15 protein-coding genes are annotated in these 20,496 nt (G+C 37.1%); 10 read left to right on the plus strand and 5 right to left on the minus strand.

The window, feature by feature from the left end; genetic code table 11:
- Nucleotides 1-141: 141 nt before the first annotated feature.
- Nucleotides 142-1,641, minus strand: coding sequence for a catalase (locus JAZ75_RS09525; RefSeq protein ID WP_132841036.1), 1,500 nt, complete (start codon nucleotides 1,639-1,641; stop codon nucleotides 142-144).
- Nucleotides 1,642-1,866: 225 nt separating this feature from the next.
- On the opposite strand from JAZ75_RS09525, the gene JAZ75_RS09530 reads away from it, so the two are divergent.
- The 6 genes from JAZ75_RS09530 (at nucleotide 1,867) to JAZ75_RS09555 (ending at nucleotide 11,643) form a co-directional block, all read left to right on the plus strand.
- Nucleotides 1,867-3,762 (plus strand): alpha-L-fucosidase, encoded by a 1,896-nt coding sequence (locus JAZ75_RS09530; protein ID WP_208701467.1) that lies wholly within the window; start codon nucleotides 1,867-1,869, stop codon nucleotides 3,760-3,762.
- A 3-nt stretch (nucleotides 3,763-3,765) separates the two neighbouring features.
- Nucleotides 3,766-6,114 (plus strand): glycosyl hydrolase family 95 catalytic domain-containing protein, encoded by a 2,349-nt coding sequence (locus JAZ75_RS09535; protein ID WP_208701469.1) that lies wholly within the window; start codon nucleotides 3,766-3,768, stop codon nucleotides 6,112-6,114.
- Between the two features lie 62 nt (nucleotides 6,115-6,176).
- Nucleotides 6,177-7,415: a DUF4369 domain-containing protein gene (locus JAZ75_RS09540; RefSeq protein WP_208701471.1), complete on the plus strand. Its 1,239-nt coding sequence runs from the start codon at nucleotides 6,177-6,179 to the stop codon at nucleotides 7,413-7,415.
- Nucleotides 7,416-7,497: 82 nt separating this feature from the next.
- Nucleotides 7,498-8,379, plus strand: a complete 882-nt coding sequence (locus tag JAZ75_RS09545) for an AraC family transcriptional regulator (RefSeq protein ID WP_132769247.1) — start codon at nucleotides 7,498-7,500, stop codon at nucleotides 8,377-8,379.
- 22 nt (nucleotides 8,380-8,401) lie between these two features.
- Nucleotides 8,402-10,135 carry a M64 family metallopeptidase gene (locus JAZ75_RS09550; RefSeq protein ID WP_208701473.1) on the plus strand — a complete coding sequence of 578 codons (1,734 nt, stop codon included), beginning with the start codon at nucleotides 8,402-8,404 and terminating at the stop codon, nucleotides 10,133-10,135.
- A gap of 59 nt (nucleotides 10,136-10,194) precedes the next feature.
- On the plus strand, nucleotides 10,195-11,643 hold the full coding sequence (locus tag JAZ75_RS09555) for a hypothetical protein (protein ID WP_208701475.1): 1,449 nt from the start codon (nucleotides 10,195-10,197) through the stop codon (nucleotides 11,641-11,643).
- Between the two features lie 98 nt (nucleotides 11,644-11,741).
- Here JAZ75_RS09555 and JAZ75_RS09560 read toward each other — a convergent pair whose 3' ends face one another.
- The 4 genes from JAZ75_RS09560 to JAZ75_RS09575 form a co-directional block, all read right to left on the minus strand.
- Complete coding sequence (locus tag JAZ75_RS09560) at nucleotides 11,742-13,211, minus strand: glycine--tRNA ligase (RefSeq protein WP_208701477.1); 1,470 nt, start codon at nucleotides 13,209-13,211, stop codon at nucleotides 11,742-11,744.
- Nucleotides 13,212-13,341: 130 nt separating this feature from the next.
- A complete protein-coding gene (gene bcp, locus JAZ75_RS09565) occupies nucleotides 13,342-13,803 on the minus strand; it encodes a thioredoxin-dependent thiol peroxidase (protein WP_021191329.1) in 462 nt (153 codons plus the stop codon).
- 36 nt (nucleotides 13,804-13,839) lie between these two features.
- Nucleotides 13,840-15,561 (minus strand): M23 family metallopeptidase, encoded by a 1,722-nt coding sequence (locus JAZ75_RS09570; RefSeq protein WP_208701479.1) that lies wholly within the window; start codon nucleotides 15,559-15,561, stop codon nucleotides 13,840-13,842.
- A gap of 5 nt (nucleotides 15,562-15,566) precedes the next feature.
- Nucleotides 15,567-16,178: a fumarylacetoacetate hydrolase family protein gene (locus tag JAZ75_RS09575; RefSeq protein WP_208701481.1), complete on the minus strand. Its 612-nt coding sequence runs from the start codon at nucleotides 16,176-16,178 to the stop codon at nucleotides 15,567-15,569.
- A gap of 308 nt (nucleotides 16,179-16,486) precedes the next feature.
- Here JAZ75_RS09575 and JAZ75_RS09580 point away from each other — a divergent pair, with 308 nt between their 5' ends.
- The 4 genes from JAZ75_RS09580 (at nucleotide 16,487) to JAZ75_RS09595 (ending at nucleotide 20,116) form a co-directional block, all read left to right on the plus strand.
- Complete coding sequence (locus JAZ75_RS09580; protein ID WP_208701483.1) at nucleotides 16,487-17,125, plus strand: DUF6266 family protein; 639 nt, start codon at nucleotides 16,487-16,489, stop codon at nucleotides 17,123-17,125.
- A 32-nt stretch (nucleotides 17,126-17,157) separates the two neighbouring features.
- On the plus strand, nucleotides 17,158-17,808 hold the full coding sequence (locus JAZ75_RS09585) for an HAD family hydrolase (RefSeq protein WP_183917407.1): 651 nt from the start codon (nucleotides 17,158-17,160) through the stop codon (nucleotides 17,806-17,808).
- Between the two features lie 91 nt (nucleotides 17,809-17,899).
- Nucleotides 17,900-18,400 carry a gluconate 2-dehydrogenase subunit 3 family protein gene (locus JAZ75_RS09590; RefSeq protein WP_232789399.1) on the plus strand — a complete coding sequence of 167 codons (501 nt, stop codon included), beginning with the start codon at nucleotides 17,900-17,902 and terminating at the stop codon, nucleotides 18,398-18,400.
- Nucleotides 18,401-20,116, plus strand: coding sequence for a GMC oxidoreductase (locus tag JAZ75_RS09595; protein ID WP_183917405.1), 1,716 nt, complete (start codon nucleotides 18,401-18,403; stop codon nucleotides 20,114-20,116).
- Nucleotides 20,117-20,496: the final 380 nt, after the last annotated feature.

Consider the following 20,496-nt stretch of genomic DNA (forward strand, 5'->3'; position numbering starts at 1 on the left):
AAGCTAGGATAAGTGTGGTATAGGTAGATGTGAAGCTTTAAATTTTGATAATTATCATAGTTTATGATGTATTATGAAGGTCTAAAAGAGCGGAAGTGTATGGGTACATTTCCGCTCTTTTTATTATTGCCGAATGATTTTTTATTTTTGAGGCATATGTTTCGCCATTTCATCCATAGAGAATCCTAACCCTTTAGCAACTCCTAGTCCTAAATTCATGTCGGCTCTAAACCAATGGCACAATTGACGCATAACAATTTCATCTCGTTTTGGTCCTTCAATTCCAGACATAGCACCTACTATATTTTGAATGAGATGTTCTTTCTGTTCAGCATCCAATAAACGGTATAAATCACCAGGTTGTGTATAATGATCATCCTCACCAGGAGCGTTGCGGTCATAATTATCAGCCACTAGACTATCTACTTGCAATGCAGGTTCCTTGTAGGATTGATCTTCGTAATGACCATCAAAACTATTTGGATAATAATTTGGTGCTGCCCCTTGATTCCCATTGACAGTCATCTGACCATCACGTTGATAATTATTAGTCATAAAAGGACATCTGTTCACAGGAATCTGTTCATAATTTCCCCCTAGTCGATAACGTTGAGCATCAGGGTAAGATAATATACGTCCCTGTAGCATTTTATCTGGTGAGAATCCAATTCCATCTACAATATGTGCCGGAGCAAAGGCCACTTGTTCTACATGAGCGAAGTAATTATCTGGGTTTTGATTTAATTCCATTTCACCAACCTCGATGAGAGGATATTCTTTCTGTGACCATACTTTTGTTAAGTCAAATGGATTCCAACGGAATGTTTTAGTCTCCGATTCTGTCATGACTTGGATATAAAGCTTCCATTTCGGAAAATCACCATTCGCAATTGCTGTATGTAAATCACGTTGTGCATAATCCATATCTTTAGCGCGCATTTCATCAGCTTCTGCACCTGTCAAATTTTTTATTCCTTGTTGTGTTCTGAAGTGGTATTTGATATAGACACGTTCATTTTGCGCGTTGATCATAGAGTACGTATGACTTCCATAACCGTGCATATGTCTGAATCCAAATGGCGTTCCACGATCGGACATCAAAGTCGTTACCTGGTGCAACGATTCGGGATTGAGTGACCAGAAGTCCCAGACCATGGTTGGCGATTTACAGTTTGTATGAGGATCTCTCTTTTGAGTGTGAATAAAATCAGGAAATTTTTTAGCATCCTTGATAAAAAAGACTGGCGTGTTATTACCGACCAAGTCGTAGTTTCCATCTTCGGTATAAAATTTAACAGCAAACCCACGTGGATCACGTTCGGAATCTGCCGAACCTCTTTCTCCTCCGACGGTTGAAAAGCGAATGAATAATTTTGTTTGCTTTCCAATGCCGTTAAAGAGTTTTGCTCTTGTGTATTTCGAAATATCATTGGTTACGGTGAAAGTACCATAGGCGCCAGAACCCTTAGCATGTACAATACGTTCCGGAATACGTTCTCGGTTGAAATGAGCCAGTTTTTCATGGAGGAAATAATCTTGTAATAGCACCGGACCTCTTGGGCCAATTGTCATCGTATCTTCGTAGTTTACAACAGGAGCACCCGATGCTGTTGTAATTTTTTTGTTTCTATTGTCTTCCATTTTTAAAAATTTATGAGTTTTCCCCTATTGTTCTACAACAAATTTAAATGAAATGAATGAGCTTATCTTATTGATAATCTTGATGCCTTATCAAGATTAGTGATGACTATTTTGCATATGTAATATAAATATAATCAATCGATTGCTTGAGGAAAATGATTTTGTTAGATTTTTAATACCCTAAAATTAAACTATATTTAAAACTTAAAACCTTTATCTAATTATATGTTTACTTTTCTATTCTCTAGTCTTCTCTGGGTAAATGGTAGTTTTTTGCTATCTGAACCGGTAAATCCACCAAAGCCTTATGGAGCACTTCCTTCCGAACGGCAGTTGAAATGGCATGAAATGGATATGTATTGTTTAATACATTATACACCAACTACCTTCCAAAATAAGGAGTGGGGATATGGTGATGCAGATCCTGCCATCTTTAATCCTTCGAATTTTGATGCCAATCAAATTGCTAAGGCAGCGGCTTCTGGGGGCTTTAAAGGGCTCATCTCTGTTGCAAAACATCATGATGGCTTTTGTTTATGGCCTACGGCAACGACAACATATAGTGTAGCGTCATCTCCTTGGAAACAAGGAAAAGGGGATATGGTCAAAGATTTCATGACTGCGACGCATGCAAACAACATGAAATTTGGTGTTTATCTTTCTGCCTGGGATCGAAACGATACTAGATACGGGACAGCTGCCTATGCAGATGCATACCGGGCACAATTGACCGAGTTAATGTCCAATTATGGTGAACTGTTTACTTCTTGGCATGATGGCGCCAATGGTGGAGATGGTTATTATGGTGGTTTAAAAGAGAAAAGGACGATCGACCGCAATACCTATTATGCGTGGGAGGAGAAAACTTGGCCAATCGTTCGTAAACTGCAACCGATGGCCATGATTTTTAGTGATGTCGGTCCAGATATGCGTTGGGTAGGAAATGAAAGTGGATTTGCGGGAGAAACCTCATGGGCTACTTTTACGCCGCAAGGCCTAGATGGAAAAAAAGCAGTTCCTGGATTGGTAAATGAAAAAACACTGACTTCAGGAGTCAGAAATGGGAAATACTGGATTCCTGCGGAATGTGATGTACCACAACGACCAGGGTGGTTTTATCATGCCGAGCAGAATGCGAAAGTAAAAACACCAACTGAACTGTTTGAGATCTATCTGAAATCTGTAGGTCGTGGTGCAAATATGAATCTTGGATTGGCACCGATGCCATCAGGACAACTGCATGAAAATGATGTGAAATCACTTGAAGCTTTTGGAAGAAAGGTGAAAAAAACGTTTGAAAATAATTTAGCAAAAGATGCGCAGATTACGGCAACAACTACTCGCGATCATGAAACTGGAGAATACGGGACGAAATATATTATCGATAATGACCGCTATAGCTATTGGGCAACCAATGATGATGAGCATCAAGCTGCTCTGGAAATTAAATTGAAATCAGCGCAAACATTTGATATTATCCAGATCAGAGAAAATATTAAATTAGGACAACGTCTGGATAGTGTTTTAGTTGAGCAGAAAGTGAATGGGCAATGGACCTTGCTCACTAAAGCTACCAGTATCGGAGCAAATCGATTAATGAAACTGGCGAAGCCCATTACAACGGATGAACTACGAATTCAATTATTCGCACCCGTAGCGATTACAGTAAGTGATTTTGGTTTATTTAAAGAATTTGATGAACCTTTTGAATTTGAGGATACTGGATTCAAAAAATTAAGTGCAAGGCAGTTTACGGCAGCAGCTTTTACGGAATCGGCAAAAGCAATAGATAATAATGCGGAAACTTTTGCAACAGTCACTGCTTATGAAAAAGGATTTGTTTTTGAATTGAAAGAAGCGATTAACGGGTTTGGATACTTACCTCGTCAAGATGGTAAAACAATCGGTACAGCTACGAAGTACAAAATTTACAGCAGTCAAAATAAACAGCAATGGGAACTTTTGAAGGAAGGTGAATTTTCAAATATCAAAGCAAATCCGATTTTACAGCAAATCATTTTTGACGATGTTGTAAAAGTAAAATACATCAAATTTGTTCCAACGGAAACGTTAACCAAAAATGTATTCACAGTAGCATCCTTTGAATTATATTCTAAGTAAGAAATGAAAGGTATAACAAAATCAACATTATTTGCGCTTGCAGCCATCACTTGCTTGCAGGCGCAAGCGCAAAAAAGAGACGCTTTAACCATGTGGTATGACAAACCTGCCAACCGCTGGGAAGAAACGCTTCCTTTAGGCAATGGGTTAATCGGAATGATGCCTGATGGGGGTATTCAGTCTGAATCATTGGTATTAAATGAAATTTCCATGTGGTCGGGTTCTGCCGAAGACCCTAATAATTATAACGCATATAAGAGTGTCAGTGAAATTCAGAAGTTATTGATCGCTGGAAAGAACAAAGAAGCAGAAGAACTGGTCAATAAGAATTTTGTCTGTAATGGCCAAGGATCTGCTTTCGGAACCGGAGCCAATGCACCTTTTGGTTGTTATCAGAATTTTGGATTTCTAAAATTCAATTTTAAACTAAGTGCTGAAGGTGTTTCAAATTATGAAAGATCCTTAAATATTGGCAATGCAACCGCGCAGACTTCCTTTACTGTAGGAGGAGTGGATTATAAGAGGACTTATTATACTTCTTTTGATCAAAATGTAGGTGTTGTGCACTTAACTGCTTCAAAGAAAAAAAATATCAGTTTTGCTATTGCCTTAGAAAGAGCTGAAAATATTGATTCTTATCAAGTTAAAAATGGGGAGATTATTTTGCAGGGTTCTTTGCCAGACGGTAAAGGTGGCAAAAACTTACAGTTTGCGAGTAAAGTGAAGATTAGATTTAAGGGCGGAAAACTAACGGATGATGGTAAGCAATTGATCTTGACAGGTGCCGACGAAGCTACTGTTCTTTTTGCAGCGAGTACGAATTACTATGGAACTGATCCACAACAGGTGATCAGCCAGAATATCGCTACTGCTGAAAAAATAGCACAAGAAAAGCTCTATAGCAATCATAAAAAAGCATTTGCAAACAAATTTGATCGTGTTGCTTTAACCATCGCAGATGATCAGACTAAGGTGAATATTCCGACTGGAAAACGTTTACAGCAATTTTTTGAAAATCCAGCCTTAGATAATGGATTGGCCGCATTATATTTTCAATTTGGCCGCTACTTGAGTATTTCAAGCACAGCTCCCGAACACAAGAATGCATTACCTCCAAATTTGCAGGGATTATGGGCACATCAGATTCAAACACCTTGGAATGGGGATTATCACTTAAACATCAATGCACAAATGAATCACTGGGGAGTGGAAGTAAGTAATCTATCTGAATACCATACCCCTTTTATTGCCCTGATCAAGCGTATTGCAAAGACAGGTGAAAAAACGGCTAAAGCTTATTACAATGCGCCAGGATGGGTCGTTTATATGATGACAAATGTTTGGGGTTTCTCAGCACCCGGAGAAAATGCATCTTGGGGGTCGAGTACAGCTTCAGGATGGTTATGTAATCACCTGTGGGAGCATTATCAATTTACTCAGGATAAAGCCTATTTAAAAGAAGTTTATCCTGTATTAAAAGGAGCAGCAGAGTTTTACGATTATATTTTAGTTAAGGATCCTAAGACAGGCTGGTTGGTTACTTCACCTTCAGTTTCTCCAGAAAATGGATTTCGTCTTCCAAATGGTGAAGTCGCTTCAGTAGTGATGGGACCTACAATTGATAATCAAATTGTTAGAGAACTTTATGAGAACTTGATTCAGGCGGATAGTCTTCTGCAATTAAACGATCCTTTTATTCAAAAGTTAAAAGATAAGTTGACACAGATTCCACCAGCAGTAGTGGTAAGTAAAAGCGGCCGTGTGCAAGAATGGTTGGAAGATTATACTGAAATAGAACCAAAACATAGACACGTTTCACATTTATATGGATTATATCCGGCTCATTTCATTTCACCACAACAAAATAAAGAGTGGGCAGAGGCCGCGCGTAAAACATTAGAAGTAAGAGGAGATGAGGGTACAGGCTGGTCTCGGGCATGGAAGATTCTTTTCTGGGCAAGGTTGCAAGATGGTGACCATTCTTTAGAAATTTTAAGACAATTGCTCAAACCAGCTTTTGTGAATGAAACGACCTACCAAGGAGTCGGAGCAGGTACTTACCCTAATCTATTCTGTGCACATCCGCCATTTCAGATAGATGGTAATTTTGGCGGTTCTGCCGGAATTGCGGAAATGCTTCTTCAAAGCCATTCCGGATTTATTCACCTACTGCCGGCATTGCCAAAAGCATGGAAAGATGGCGCCGTAAAAGGATTGAAAGCTAGAGGAAATTATACGGTTGATATGACTTGGAAGAATGGACAGATCACCGATTATAAAATAACGGGACCAAATAAAACTGTTGTTAAAGTATTAAATGGATCGACATACGAAAATTATAAAATAAAATAATTTATAAATAAAATTCTGTAAATTGGTTGTAAATTCATGATGAGTTTACAACCAATTTTTTTATGAACCAACCACTTTACTATTGTCTGATATGTTTCGTCTTTTTTATAAGTTCATGTCAGTCCAATCCAGAAAAAAAGCAGGAGAAAAAAGGAACACCAATTGTCTATAAAATTACGGGGTCTTTAAATCCCGAAGTAAATGGTACCGTTTATTTGCAAGATCACGATAATTCCATGCAGCAGTTTCGTCGAGCTAAAGTAGAACAAGGCAAGTTCGTTTTAGAAGGCGAGTTGGTCATTGATGCATTTTATGATCTGATCATCAGGTCCGATTCGGGAGCTGTGAAATCCTTTAATTATAGCACGCCCCTTTATGTGGAAGCTGATGCTAATTATGATGTTGCTATCAAGGAAAAAGGCGATCATTTTAGTATTGAGGTAAAAACAAATTCATTGACGACAAATGAACTGATAGCATTCAATAAAAACAAAGAAAAAGTACAGCACGAATTAGATGAACAGCTTGCCAAATACAGCGACGAAACTGCTGCTTTGAATGCTAAACTCATGACCTTTAGCAGAGGACAAGAGTCTATCTATAATCAAACCATAGATAGACTTGAAGAAATAACAAAACAGTCGAATGAAATTCGGGCCAGCAAAGATGATAAAAGATTTTACGAAGAATATGTTTTGAATAGCAAACAAAAAGCATCATTTCTGATTCCCTATTCCTTTAAGTACATCAGCCTGAATAAGGAGAATTATAAAGATTATGATCAAATTTTAGCACATTTAGATCCTGTTATTCAGAAACACCCACTTGTTAAAGCAGCTGTTGCAAAAGTAGATGAAGTCAAGAATTATTATGATAATATGCCTGTTTTTCCGGCTATTACTCCTCGTAATCTAAAAGGTGATTCTTTGAAGTTTGACCAGCTAGTAGATAAGAAAATGATAATTGTTGCGGTTTGGTCAAGTAAAGGCAAAAATTCAAAAATGGATTTACCGGTTTTAGTACGCAAAGAAGCCGAATTGAAAAAAATGGGTGTTGAAGTTGTGTATTTGACCGATGATGAAGATTATGAACGTTGGAGGGCAAGCAATCGACAAATCGGATTAGGAATGAACAGCTATTTGTTAAACGTAACCGATCGTGATTTTATCGAAAATAGCTATAATGTTATTGGAACCCCAAGGTACTTATGGCTGGATCCAAAATCAAGAACTGTTATTGAACTGGCAGGTGCGGATCCAACGTTACCAGATTTTATTAAAAATGTCAAGAATAAATTATAATACAATTTACGTTTATTGTCCGCTATAATGTTTAAATTTGAATAATTAAACAATATCTGTTTTTTTGTAGCTATTTGTAAGAATGAAAATTGTTCAGTTTACCGTTCCTGTTCCCAATCAAGGTTCCGTTTGTGTACAAGAAGATCTGTTGGTTGAATTTTACAGCAACTATCATCGACATAAAGAAATCCAACTGACATACATTCTAAAGGGGGAAGGTACTTTTTTGATTGGCAATTTTACACATCAATTCAAACAAGATGAAATTTATATTGTAGATGCCGATGAACCGCATATGTTTCAACGATCTGAGCTAGTTCCTGATCCTGATTTAAAAGAGCAGATCCATGCGATTCATATATTCTTTGATTACGCCCGGTTTAAAGATTTCTTACAATTGCCGGAATTGACAGAAGTCCGTTCATTTCTAGAAAATATCAATGTAAGTAAAAAACTGGACGCTGCTTCAAATCCAGGGATCAAACGTAAGTTTTTACAGATTAATGAGACGGATGGGTTAGATCGTTTAACGGCATTTATGGGGCTTGTCGATTATTTAGCTGAAAAAGTAGATCTATGGACTTCACTTTATACAGGGATTCCTCAAAAAAAGTATTCTGACGCAGAAGGGATTCGCATTAATGATATTTTTCAGTATACATTTAAGCATTTTGAGAAAAAGATAGCCTTGGAAGATATCGCGGCAATTGCCCACATGACACCGCATGCTTTCTGTAAATACTTTAAAAAACACACCCGAAAAACTTATATTACTTTCCTCAATGAAATTCGCATTGAGCAAGCTTGTAAAATGCTGATACATGGTCTTTCTGAGAATGTATCGGATATCGCTTTTAAAACCGGCTTTAATAATGTGGTGAATTTTAATCGTGTATTTAAAAAAATCACGAAGGTATCTCCCAGTGAATACCTGATGCAGCACAAAATTAAAGACATGAACTAATACCTAATCAATACCTATCGTAATGAATATCAGATTACAGCATTTCCTTTTTAGTTTTATATTTTTATTTCTCCTGTTTCCCAATTGTTTTGCACAGCATTATGCGATCGATACGTTGCAATATCAAGGTACTGATCAAAAAATTGTTAATCTTGTGATCCTGGGCGACGGTTACACACAGGCGCAGTTGCTGGATTTTGAAGAAGATGCTAAACGTTTCACTGATTACTTTTTTCAAACAGAGCCCTTTCGTCAGTACAGTAATTACTTTAATGTATTTGCGATTAAAACACCGTCTTTAGAATCTGGAGCTGTACATGCTTGTACTGTCAGTGACTGTGTACACGGCAATACGGATTTGAGTCAATATCCAGCCCGCTTTAATAAGTTTACAAAAAAATATCCAGTTCCTATTGCATCACCTAATACCATCTTTGGAAGCAGTTTCGATAACGGAGGACTGCACCGGCTGGTGGTACCACAAAAGTACCAGGTTATAGAGCAGGTATTAAAGGAGCATATTCCCAATTATACACAAGTTGTGATTTTGGTAAATTCTCCCTTTTACGGTGGTTCAGGTGGTAAGTATGCGACAGCAACCGTTAACTTTATGAGTAATGATATTGCTGTTCATGAGATCGGTCATTCTTTCTCTATTTTAGCCGACGAATATTGGGCAGGTAATCAATATGCAATTGAAGGTCCTAATCGTAGTCAGGAGTCTGATCCGACAAAGGTTCCATGGAAGCATTGGGTCGGGACACAAGGTGTTGGTGTATATTCTTACGGAGGATCAGGATCAAAGTCGACTTGGTTTAGACCACATGAATTTTGTAAAATGCAATACTTGGTGGCTCCTTTTTGTGCTGTTTGTCAAGAAGTTTTTGTAGAGACCATACATCATAAGACAAATCCAATTCTAGCTACCCTGCCAGTCGCGAGTAAACCCCTAGATGCAGATAGCATGTCTGTTTTCTCTTTAAAATTGTTAAAACCATCCCCCAATACACTTGAAGTGAAATGGTATCTTAATAATCGGTTAATTGATCAAAATATTGACTCTATTTATTTGAATATGGGTATGCTTGAAGTGGGGGTAAATGTATTAAAAGCGATTGTGAAAGATACAACTTCATTAGTTCGTATCCATTCTCATCAACAGCATGTTTATGAAACGGTATGGTCTATTAACAATAAAATGGACCGCACACTTGCAATGCCACTTTCAAACTGGGGCGATACGCTCGAGACCTGTTATAATGGCGGACAGGTACTATCCATAAAACATGCAAGTCGTGGATTGACTTACAATTGGTATAGCGAACATCAATTAACAGTTCCTTTCGCTACTGGATCGAATGTGAGTGTCAATAATATCCATGAATCTACTGTTTATTTCGTGGAAAGTATGTGGCAGGGCAAAAAATCTGAAAAAAAGAGAATATTAGTTAAAGTTTTTGATAAAGTTGAAAAGCCAAAAGGTGCGAAAGTACGATTCGATAAGAAGTTGAATAAAATTCGTGTTACTTTGAACGAAAAGATTGATGATCGTTACAATTACTTGTGGTGTAACGAAAATGGTACATTATTATATGAATGGGATGAGTTTAATGGCGAATATGTTTCTCCAAAAGGAAATAAGAATGAATTACTGTTAAATAAATCGAATTCAAATTCAAAAATATATGTGCTAAAAGTTAATAAAACAACAACGTGCCGTAGTGAAAAGTTAGAGATTTTAATTTCAAAGTTTTAATACTTTACTTAAGTAGGTATCTTTAAGGTTATTTATATATTATAAACCATAGATATTTTATGAAAAAGAATGTTAAATTTAATTTTAACATATTTTCTCTCGTATTCATCTTTTTATTAGCCGTTGCTTCATCATGTCAAAAGAACAAGAAAATTTCAGATGAATTAGACGAAAATGTGTTCTCAGTAAAGTTCAAAATTAAAGATTTTGAAAGTATTGTATCGCCGCTTCAAAAGGCAAATGGCACTAGGAAATTAGTTTCTTCAAAAGCTTCTGTTAATTCTAAGGAAGAAACTTTATTTAAATGGGACTTCGATCTTGGAAATGCAGATCCTATTATTGCATTTAATCCGTTACCTGTTATTGATTATAATAATGGGAAAGTTGATTACGGTTTTACCGCAGGATGGCCTACTATAGGCAAATCAATTAGTTTTAGAGGGGTGGAGTCAATCCTTTTTAAACTTCCCGTACAGCAGATCGAATTGCTCAGTAATCTGAGTCTAGATGTGAATAGTTCTGGGACAGGTCCACGTGCCTTATTGATCGATTATTCGACCGATAAGGGTTCAAACTTTTCGAAATTGTCGGATACGATTCACTATCCACTGGATTTAACAAGCACCGGTATATCAAAGCTCCCAATCTCTCAATCTCTGAATGCGATACCGGTTATGGGTAAAGAGGCCGTTTGGATACGTATACGTTTGTATTCCGGTAAACGCCCGCCTGGAAGCATTTATAATCCGACCAGCAGTACATTTAAACTTGATAATGTTTTGATTACTGGAGTTGTGAACGATACAGCATTACAAAACAAATTATATTATCATATTTATAATGCTTCAGGTAATGAACTGGTCAAACAGGGCGGTATCTCAGCAGCGGAAACTTTTGCGGTTGATCTGCCATTGGGGACATATTATTTGAGTGTACTGACAAAAAATTCCAATAGTCCTATCGTGTTTGCTAATAGTACCAATCGCAATGGATTTTATATCAGTAATTCATTTATGGAGAAGGAAGCCGAGATTTATGCCGTTCGAGATACCTTTGAGGTTAAACAGTCTATAGAAAGGACATTGCTATTAAAACGTTTATACAGTGAGGTGAAAGTAGAGTTTACCGATATAGTTGATTTAAGTCATATTGATAGTATCCAAATACAGCAAAAGCATCCCGGCTTTTATTATTATCCCTTTAGTAACAGCAGCAACAGTCAGTTGGATGCGACTTTCTTGAAGATCGAACCCAATTTTACAGAGAATAATAAAAGTTTCTTTTTTAATCAATTTATGGGATTTCATGATACAAATAAAACGATCAAGTATGAACTCACCGTTTACGAAAAGGGATCTGTTATTCGATCATTTGAATTAAAAAGTGAAGTTAAGAATAATATGCAGGTTCTTTTTAAGGGCTTATTATTAGAAGAAATCAATCCTGGACAAGGATTTATAATACGGAAGAATGAAAAATGGGATGGAAACGTCGATGTTGATTTTTAAAGTTAAACATCGACAACCTACGTTATTTAATTAAATTTCGAAACAAAAAAAAGAGCTTGCCGTTCAACAGCAAGCTCTTTTTTTGTTTATTTAAGAGATTACAATACTTTTTTCAAAAGTGTGTTCCAACCAACTAGATCGGCAACAAATTTCTCTAAGTCTGCAATTGCTACACGTTCTTGTTGCATGGAGTCACGGTGACGGATCGTAACCATATTGTCTTCTAATGACTGATGGTCTACTGTGATACAGATTGGCGTACCGATTGCATCTTGACGACGGTATCGTTTACCAATTGAATCTTTTTCATCATACTGTACATTGTAATCCAATTTTAATACAGCCATAATCTCACGTGCTTTTTCTGGAAGACCATCTTTTTTTGTTAAAGGTAAGATGGCCGCTTTAACAGGTGCAATTGCAGGAGGGAATTTCAATACGACACGTGAATCTTGCTTTTCAGATGTTGAAAGATCTTCTTGAACCAATGAATTACATAGAACTGTTAAGAACAGACGATCTAAACCGATAGAAGTTTCGACTACGTAAGGGATATAGTTCTGATTGATCTCTGTATCAAAATATTGCATTTTTTTACCAGAGAATTCTTGGTGTTGTTTTAAATCAAAATCAGTTCTGGAGTGGATACCTTCAACCTCTTTAAATCCAAATGGGAAATTGAATTCAATATCTACTGCCGCATTCGCATAATGAGCTAATTTATCGTGATTGTGGTAACGGTAGTTATCAGGGTTGAAACCTAAAGCTAAATGCCATTTAAGACGGGTTTCTTTCCATTTATTGTACCATTCCATTTCTGTACCTGGGCGAACAAAAAATTGTAATTCCATTTGTTCAAATTCACGCATACGCATAATGAATTGACGAGCAATAACTTCGTTACGGAATGCTTTACCAATTTGAGCAATTCCGAAAGGAATTTTCATGCGGCCAGTTTTTTGAACATTTAAGAAGTTAACAAAAATACCTTGAGCAGTTTCGGGACGTAAGTATACTTGTTCAGCACCATCTGCCATAGCACCCATTTGGGTAGCAAACATCAAGTTGAACTGACGTACATCAGTCCAGTTTTTAGTTCCAGAAACAGGACAAACGATATTGTGATCTTCAATAATAGTTTTTAAACCAGCAAGATCATCAGCATTCAAGGCAACGTTCAATGCTTCTAATAGCGCAGTCGCTTTATCAGTTTTACCATCTGCTTCGTAACGCGCTATTTTATCTTCGATCAATTGATCGGCACGGTAACGTTTCTTAGAATCTTTGTTGTCGATCATGGGATCATTAAACCCGTCCACGTGGCCTGAAGCTTTCCAGGTCGTTGGGTGCATAAAGATCGCAGCATCGATACCGACAATGTTTTCATGCAATTGCACCATGGATTTCCACCAATAGGTCTTTAAATTATTTTTTAATTCAGAACCTAATTGACCGTAATCATAGACAGCACTTAAGCCATCATATATTTCACTTGATTGGAATACAAAACCATATTCCTTTGAGTGGGATACTATACTTTTAAAGAAGTCGTCTGTTTGTTTGCTCATAAGTAGCAAATATAAATATTAGTATTTAGATTTTAGATAGTCGTACTTAGATAATGATAATGGTGTGCAGGCCATGTATATAAATGCAAGTCCGCTAACTCTTTTATCATGATTCTAGTACTGTTAAGTATTATTTTATAAGATCGCGAATTTGTTGAGACGCATTCTTATTGTCCACCTTTTTAATGATGTGAGCAATATTTCCTTGTTCATCAATAACAAATGTTGTGCGTGCAGTTCCCATATACTTTTTACCGTACATGTTTTTTTCTACCCAAACACCATAATCATTGACAATTTTCTGATCTTCATCAACCAGTAATTGAAAGGGAAGTTCATGTTTGTTGATGAACTTTTGATGAGAAGCTTCTCCATCGATACTTACCCCGATAATTTCAAATCCATCTTTCTTTAAAGACTGATAATTATCTCTAAAATTGCAAGCCTCTGTTGTGCAACCTGGTGTATTATCTTTTGGGTAGAAATATAAAATCACCTTCGTTCCAATAAAATCTGACAAAGAAATACTTTCTCCATTTTGGTTCTTAGCCGTTATTGCAGGCGCTTTCTGTCCTATTTCTAATGTAGCCATATGTGTTATTAATTAATCTAATGAACAAGATACTGATTATCTGGTGAAACTTGCTTCATAAACTCTGACATTATCTTTCCAGTCTTTTACCTCGAGCTTAAAGCTATGTTTTCCGGATCCTAAAGTGGATTCGAAGTTATGCCAGATATGACGATTTTTTGGGTCATATTTCATCAGCACCCACTCGCCATCAATGTAAGCATTGAATGACTGTATACCGGATAGATTATCAGAAATGGTAAAGTCAATTTGCTTTTGTGCACTGACATTTTTATTGTTAACGAGATTACGGGCTGTTATGTTTGGAGCTATCGTATCAACGGCTACATAAAAGTCGCCAAAACTGCGTACCGACGCTGTTACTAAACCATTTTCATATTTTCCACCCTGTGCACCACCATCTGTTGAAACGAGAAGAGCCTTACTGTACAGTTCTTTCGTCAGGTCGGCAGTTGGCCTAATACTTAATGTGTAAGAACCAAATACAGGCGTAAATTTATTATGGACGCGATGTAATTGAGAATAACCGTTGGCTAGTTTTTGACCTTCACTATAAGTAAAGTTTAAATTGTCATAAAGCGTATTTTTGGGTATGCTTACTTTAACATTGTCTGCTTGGTAAACGTTGTCCAGTAGGAAGTTGAAGTATTTACCAGCGTTTGACGGATTGTTTTTGACTACATAGTTTGCATTTCGTTGCACTTCGAAATTTATTTCTGTGGCATTGCCCTGAACATCTTTGACAACATACCGAACCTGATGTACTTTATCATCTTTAAGTTCCATAACACCGCTGTTGTCCAATTGTGCATAGATATCGATTGGATTTCCGGGTTGCTTAAAACTCTTTTGTATACGTACATTTGATTTTTTCCAATAAGGATAATCGATATAGGAATGGATAGCACGGGTCTTATCAAAAGGAATGGCTTCGAAGAGTACTGTACTGATATTTTTATTATCTAAAAATAATTCTATTGAATATACACCGTAAGTAAAGGAGATTCCTTTACGCCTATCTACGGTATTGATCCCTAAACCAAATTTACCATTAACAGGAATCGGTGAGCTACCGGCAAGACTATAATTTCCATTGGCCAATGCTTTTACAGTCTGATGTCTTCGGGGTGTATTTTCATCAAAAATAGGATTGTCCAGATCATATAGTGTTACACCTCGTATTATAGGCTTAATACCATCTGGAAATGTAAGTCCAAAAAGTTGTGTGTTGAAAGGGAGCTGCTGTTTTGTATCGCGAATTTCAAAATGAAGATGTGGACCTGCAGATCCTCCTGTATTTCCTGAGTTTGCCAGAAGTTGTCCTTTCTTCAAATTGAACTGACCAGGTTTTAGAAATAGGTCGACGTCAAAACGTTTTTGTTTATACTGCTCTGCTTTTATAAAAGCATTGAGCTCATTGTTGAAGCTTTCTAAATGTAGGTATACAGAAGTATAGCCATTTGGATGATCGAGGTATACGGAATTTCCTCCACCACCGATCTGTACACGAATACGCGAAACAAAACCGTCTGCAACGGCATATACAGGTATGTTTATTTTTTGTTGTGTCCGATAGTCATCACCACCATGGAAATGTGTTGCTCTCAATTCTCCGAATGAACCCGAGGCTTGCGGAGCAATATCCATAGGTGGTCTAAAATAATTTTGAGGGTATTGACGATGTTTGATGATATCCTGTGCATGGAGTGTGTTGGAAACAAGCGCAAACATCCCGATTATTGCTGTTAATTTTTTCATAGACCTTACTTTATGGTGCAACTAAACATTTGTTTCTCACCAATAAAACCAACTAAAGTATCACCGATTACAACGGGACCAACTCCTGCTGGAGTACCTGTGTAAATAAGATCTCCCTTTCGTAAAGTAATGAACTTGGAGATATAAACGATCAAATCGTCATAAGAAAAAATCATATCTTTTGTATTTCCCTGCTGTACGGTCTCTTTGTTCTTTAGCAAGGAGAAATCAAGATTTTTAAGATCATCAATCTCTTCCTTTGGAATCAACGGGCTGATGACAGCTGAGCCATCAAAAGATTTTGCTAACTCCCAGGGAAGACCCTTCTCTTTGTGTTTTTGTTGTATGTCTCGCGCTGTGAAGTCAATACCGAGCCCGATGGCATCAAAATATGTGTTTGCGAATTTTTGGCTTACATGTTTTCCTTCTTTACAGATGCGTAATATGATTTCCGCTTCGTAGTGAATATCGTTCGAAAACTCTGGATAATAAAAGTCTTTGTTATCCTTCAATAAAGCGGTGTCGGGTTTCATGAATACAACGGGCTCTTGTGGGATAGGGTTGTTCAGTTCTTTAGCGTGGTCTACATAGTTACGGCCTATAGCAATGACTTTCATCTTGATCTTTCTTAAAGTAAAGCACCTGAATATATGCGTTGATGGTGCGGAATATACAAACTTAGCAAATGTAGAAAGTAATTCAAATTGATTCGGACCAGATACATACTTTATTCAAACTTAATGTAGGTATAACAGAGGGTTAAGAGGGGGTTAAGAGAGGGTTAATAGAGGTATAGCTCTATTAACCCCCTATAAATACTCACTAAAAGTTAAACAATACCTAAATTAATACTGAATATTGTATATATTTGGTATTGAGTTGGATAGGTGTGATTGGAAAACCAAGTTATCTAAAAATAAAACCAATGGCAATTCAAGAGAACGGTCCTAATGGACTTTTTAAAGGCAAAGTGGGTTCTATCTATGCTTATGAACTCAATGGAAAAAATATTATTAGAGGTTCGCGAAGAAAAAGTAATAAACCTCCTAGCGAAGCAATGTTAATGAACTGGCAGAAGATGAAAGTGGCTAGCACATTTGCTAAAGAAATGGTTGAATTGCTGAAATATGGATACCGCAATCTTTCTCCCAAAGGAAGTCGAATAGGTGCCTTTCAAATGGCACAGCGCCATATCTTAAAAGACGCCATGGAATTAGATGCCGATTGTAAATATTATGTCAATGTAGAAAAAGTATTTATTTTTAGAGGACCTCTGTCTTCTCCAGCAGGTTGCTCCGTTTCTAGGAAAGGTAATACACTATATTTGAAGTGGACAGTTATGCCTGAGTATAACACTAATTTTTATAAAATGAATTTTGGCCTTTTTAACTTGGATGGTTTATTGCAACTTGAAATTGGAGCAACGGAAGTCCATCGGGGAGCCTGCACAGTAACATTGAACAGCCACGCTGAAAATGGGGCGCCGATTCATATATATTTTGGAATTTGGAATTCTTTTAATGATTTACTTTCCGATTCGGTGTATTGCGGTATAGTTGAGTAGGAATTGCTCTTTGGTTTGACTATTTTTAAAGCATGAAAGATTTAAAAGCCGTATTTTTTGATTTTGATGGGACCTTGGTGGATTCTGAACGTTTTTATTTTGAAGCATGGAAGCCAATTCTTAAGTATCATTTTTCAATTGATTTAGATTTTGAGACTTGGATTCAACATTTTGCAGGACATACTTTAGCGCGTAATTTATTGACGATGAAAGAGCTCTGGGACGTAGAGGTAAAGGAAGAATTTATGTGGAAAACCACCAGGGAAAATTATGCGCAACAAGATATGCTGAGTATACCCTTAATGCCCCATGCAAGAGAACTGATTCATTTTTTGGTTGAACAGGATATTCAGATTGGATTAGTGACTTCTAATTTTAGGCCAACTGTAGATCGCATGTTGACACATTATGATTTACATGAGCATTTTTCCTGGTTTGTAACTCGGGAGGATGTTGTTATTCCAAAACCTAATCCATCTTGTTATGAAAAAGCATTACAGTTATCGGGCTTTAGTAAGGAAGAGGTCGTTGCTATAGAAGATACTGCAACAGGCGCGAGAGCGGCAATCGATGCCGGATTGAAGTGCATTGCTGTCACCAAACAAAAAGCTGAGCGTGATCGTCTGGATTTTGCAACCTATCTTTTTTCAGACTTAAAAGAGGTTAATGCTATCCTGAGGTAGCTTTTTGCATTTTTGTTACAAAAAATTAATCGTTTTAGCTTTGTTATTTTTAATATTATCTTTAATATTACAGCAGTAAGAACACCTTATTATGATGAATCGAAGAACCCTTGTTAAGCAATTGTTTATTATTGCGGGAGGAATTGCTCTATTGCCATCTTGCCTTCGTGAACAAGGAGGGGCATCTATTGTGCTCAAAAATATTAAGTTATCTGCAACAGATGAAGATTTCCTAGCAAAATTAGCTGAAATACTGATCCCTAAGACAGACTCTCCTAGTGGATTAGAGCTGAACTTACATCTGTTTGTAATGAAAATGGTTGATGATTGTGAAAGTCCAGAAAACCAACAGGTATTTGTAAAGGGCATGCAGGCATTAAAGGACAATTCCGAATCGCAGACTCCAGAGGAGCTTTTAACCTCGATAACAACTTTGGAGGGTCAAAAGGAGGGAGATGAAGTTGCTTTTTTTAAGATATTCAAAAATCGGGCTATTCAAGGATATTTAAATTCTGAATACGTGATGAAAAACAAGTTGATATACAAATTGATTCCTGGGCCTTATCAAGCTGCGGTAAAATTGAAAGCGTAAATGGCAAATATTAATATAGACAGTCAAAAAGATAGAACCTACGATGCAATTGTGATTGGATCGGGGATTAGCGGTGGTTGGTCTGCGAAAGAATTGTGTGAAAAGGGATTAAAAACTTTGGTATTGGAGCGTGGCCGTGATGTCAAGCATATCAAAGATTATCCAACAACCAATATGAATCCCTGGGAATTTGAACATCGTAATGAGATGCCTTATGCGATCAAACAGGAGAATCCGATCGTTAGTAAATGTTATGCTTTTCATGAAGATGCTGCTCATTTTTTTGTAAAAGACAAAGAGCATCCTTATGTGCAGGACAAACCTTTTGATTGGATTCGTGGTTACCAGGTAGGTGGCAAATCGTTGTTATGGGCAAGACAGACACAGCGTTGGTCAGACTTTGATTTTGAAGGCCCAGCCCGCGATGGTTTTGCTGTTGATTGGCCGATTCGATATGCCGATTTAAAGCCATGGTACGATTATGTTGAAAAATTTGCTGGGATTGCAGGAGATAAGGATGGTTTGCCGGAATTGCCTGATGGCGAATTTTTACCCGGTTATCCGCTTAATATGGTTGAAAAATATTTCAAACAATCCGTTGCATCCAAATATCCTGAACGGAAGGTAATTTCGGCACGTTGTGCACATCTTTCGAAGCCTAATCAGATTCATTTTGATCAGGGACGTGTGCAGTGCCAAAACCGTACATTATGTCAGCGTGGCTGTCCTTTTGGAGGCTACTTTAGTTCCAATGCGGTGACATTGCCATGGGCAGCAAAAACGGGTAATATGACCTTGCGTCCTTTTTCAGTTGTACATTCTATTTTATATGATGAGCAAAAAGGAAAAGCTGTTGGCGTTCGTGTTATAGACACCAATACGAAGGAAGAAATCGATTTCTATGCACGTGTTATTTTTGTTAATGCGGCAGCAATTAATACAAATTTGATTTTATTGAATTCTAAATCAAATCGTTTCCCGAATGGATTGGGTAATGACTCTGGTGTATTGGGCAAATATGTTGCTTTCCATAATTATAGTGCCCGGATTTATGCGGAGTATGAAGGATTGCAGGACTATACAACGGAAGGACGAAATCCTGCGGGCGGTGGTTATATTCCACGGTTTAGAAACTTGCATAAGCAGGAAACAGATTATCTCCGCGGATATGCCGCAGGTTTTGGAGCATATCGGGGTAAAGACAGTGACCGAAGCGGAGCAGGTGAATCGTTAAAAAATAACTTACTGAATCCAAAGCTTGGAAATTGGCAGGTTGGCTCTCACATGATGGGCGAAACTATACCAAAAGAGTCGGGACAGGTAACCTTGGATACAAAGAAAATGGATGATTGGGGAATTCCTCTACTCCATATTGCTGTCGATTACGATGATAACGATGCAAAGATGAAGAAGGATTATCTCGATACAATGGAGGATATGTTCCAGACTGCTGGGTTTACAAATATCCGACGTGATGACGGTAGCCAGGCTCCAGGTCTTGATATTCATGAGATGGGTGGAGCACGAATGGGATTGGATCCTAAAACATCGATGCTGAATAAATGGAATCAAGTTCATTCTGTACCCAATGTATTTGTTACAGACGGTGCAGCGATGACTTCAACTTCTACACAAAATCCTTCTCTAACATATATGGCTTTTTCGGCCCGTGCGGTGGATTATGCTGTAAATGAGATGAAAAAAGGAAATATATAAAAAATTTTAAAGATTAAGTTTTTTGAAAAAAAAACTTAATCTTTAAAATTAAAGCACTAATTTAAACCAATCTTAATTATCACAAATTAAGATAAACCAAACCAAATATCTTCACATCCGGTTTATGATACGGCTTAAGGAATGATATTTACAATTTATTTGCTAAAACGATTAAACAAATTATGATATGATGACCAATTTATGTTCGATACTAAAATGAAAAACTGAATACCCTTTTATCCATTATAATTAACAAACTGAAGTAATAATTTTGTCTGAGTGTCTTTGAAAGGGAATTCTAGTACAATAATTTTTTACTCTAAATAGCTAAAACGATTAAACTATTATTAAGCTAAGGATACCTATGCTTGAAATTTTAG

Source organism: Sphingobacterium sp. UDSM-2020 (genome assembly GCF_016132525.1).
GTDB classification, from domain to species: domain Bacteria; phylum Bacteroidota; class Bacteroidia; order Sphingobacteriales; family Sphingobacteriaceae; genus Sphingobacterium; species Sphingobacterium anhuiense.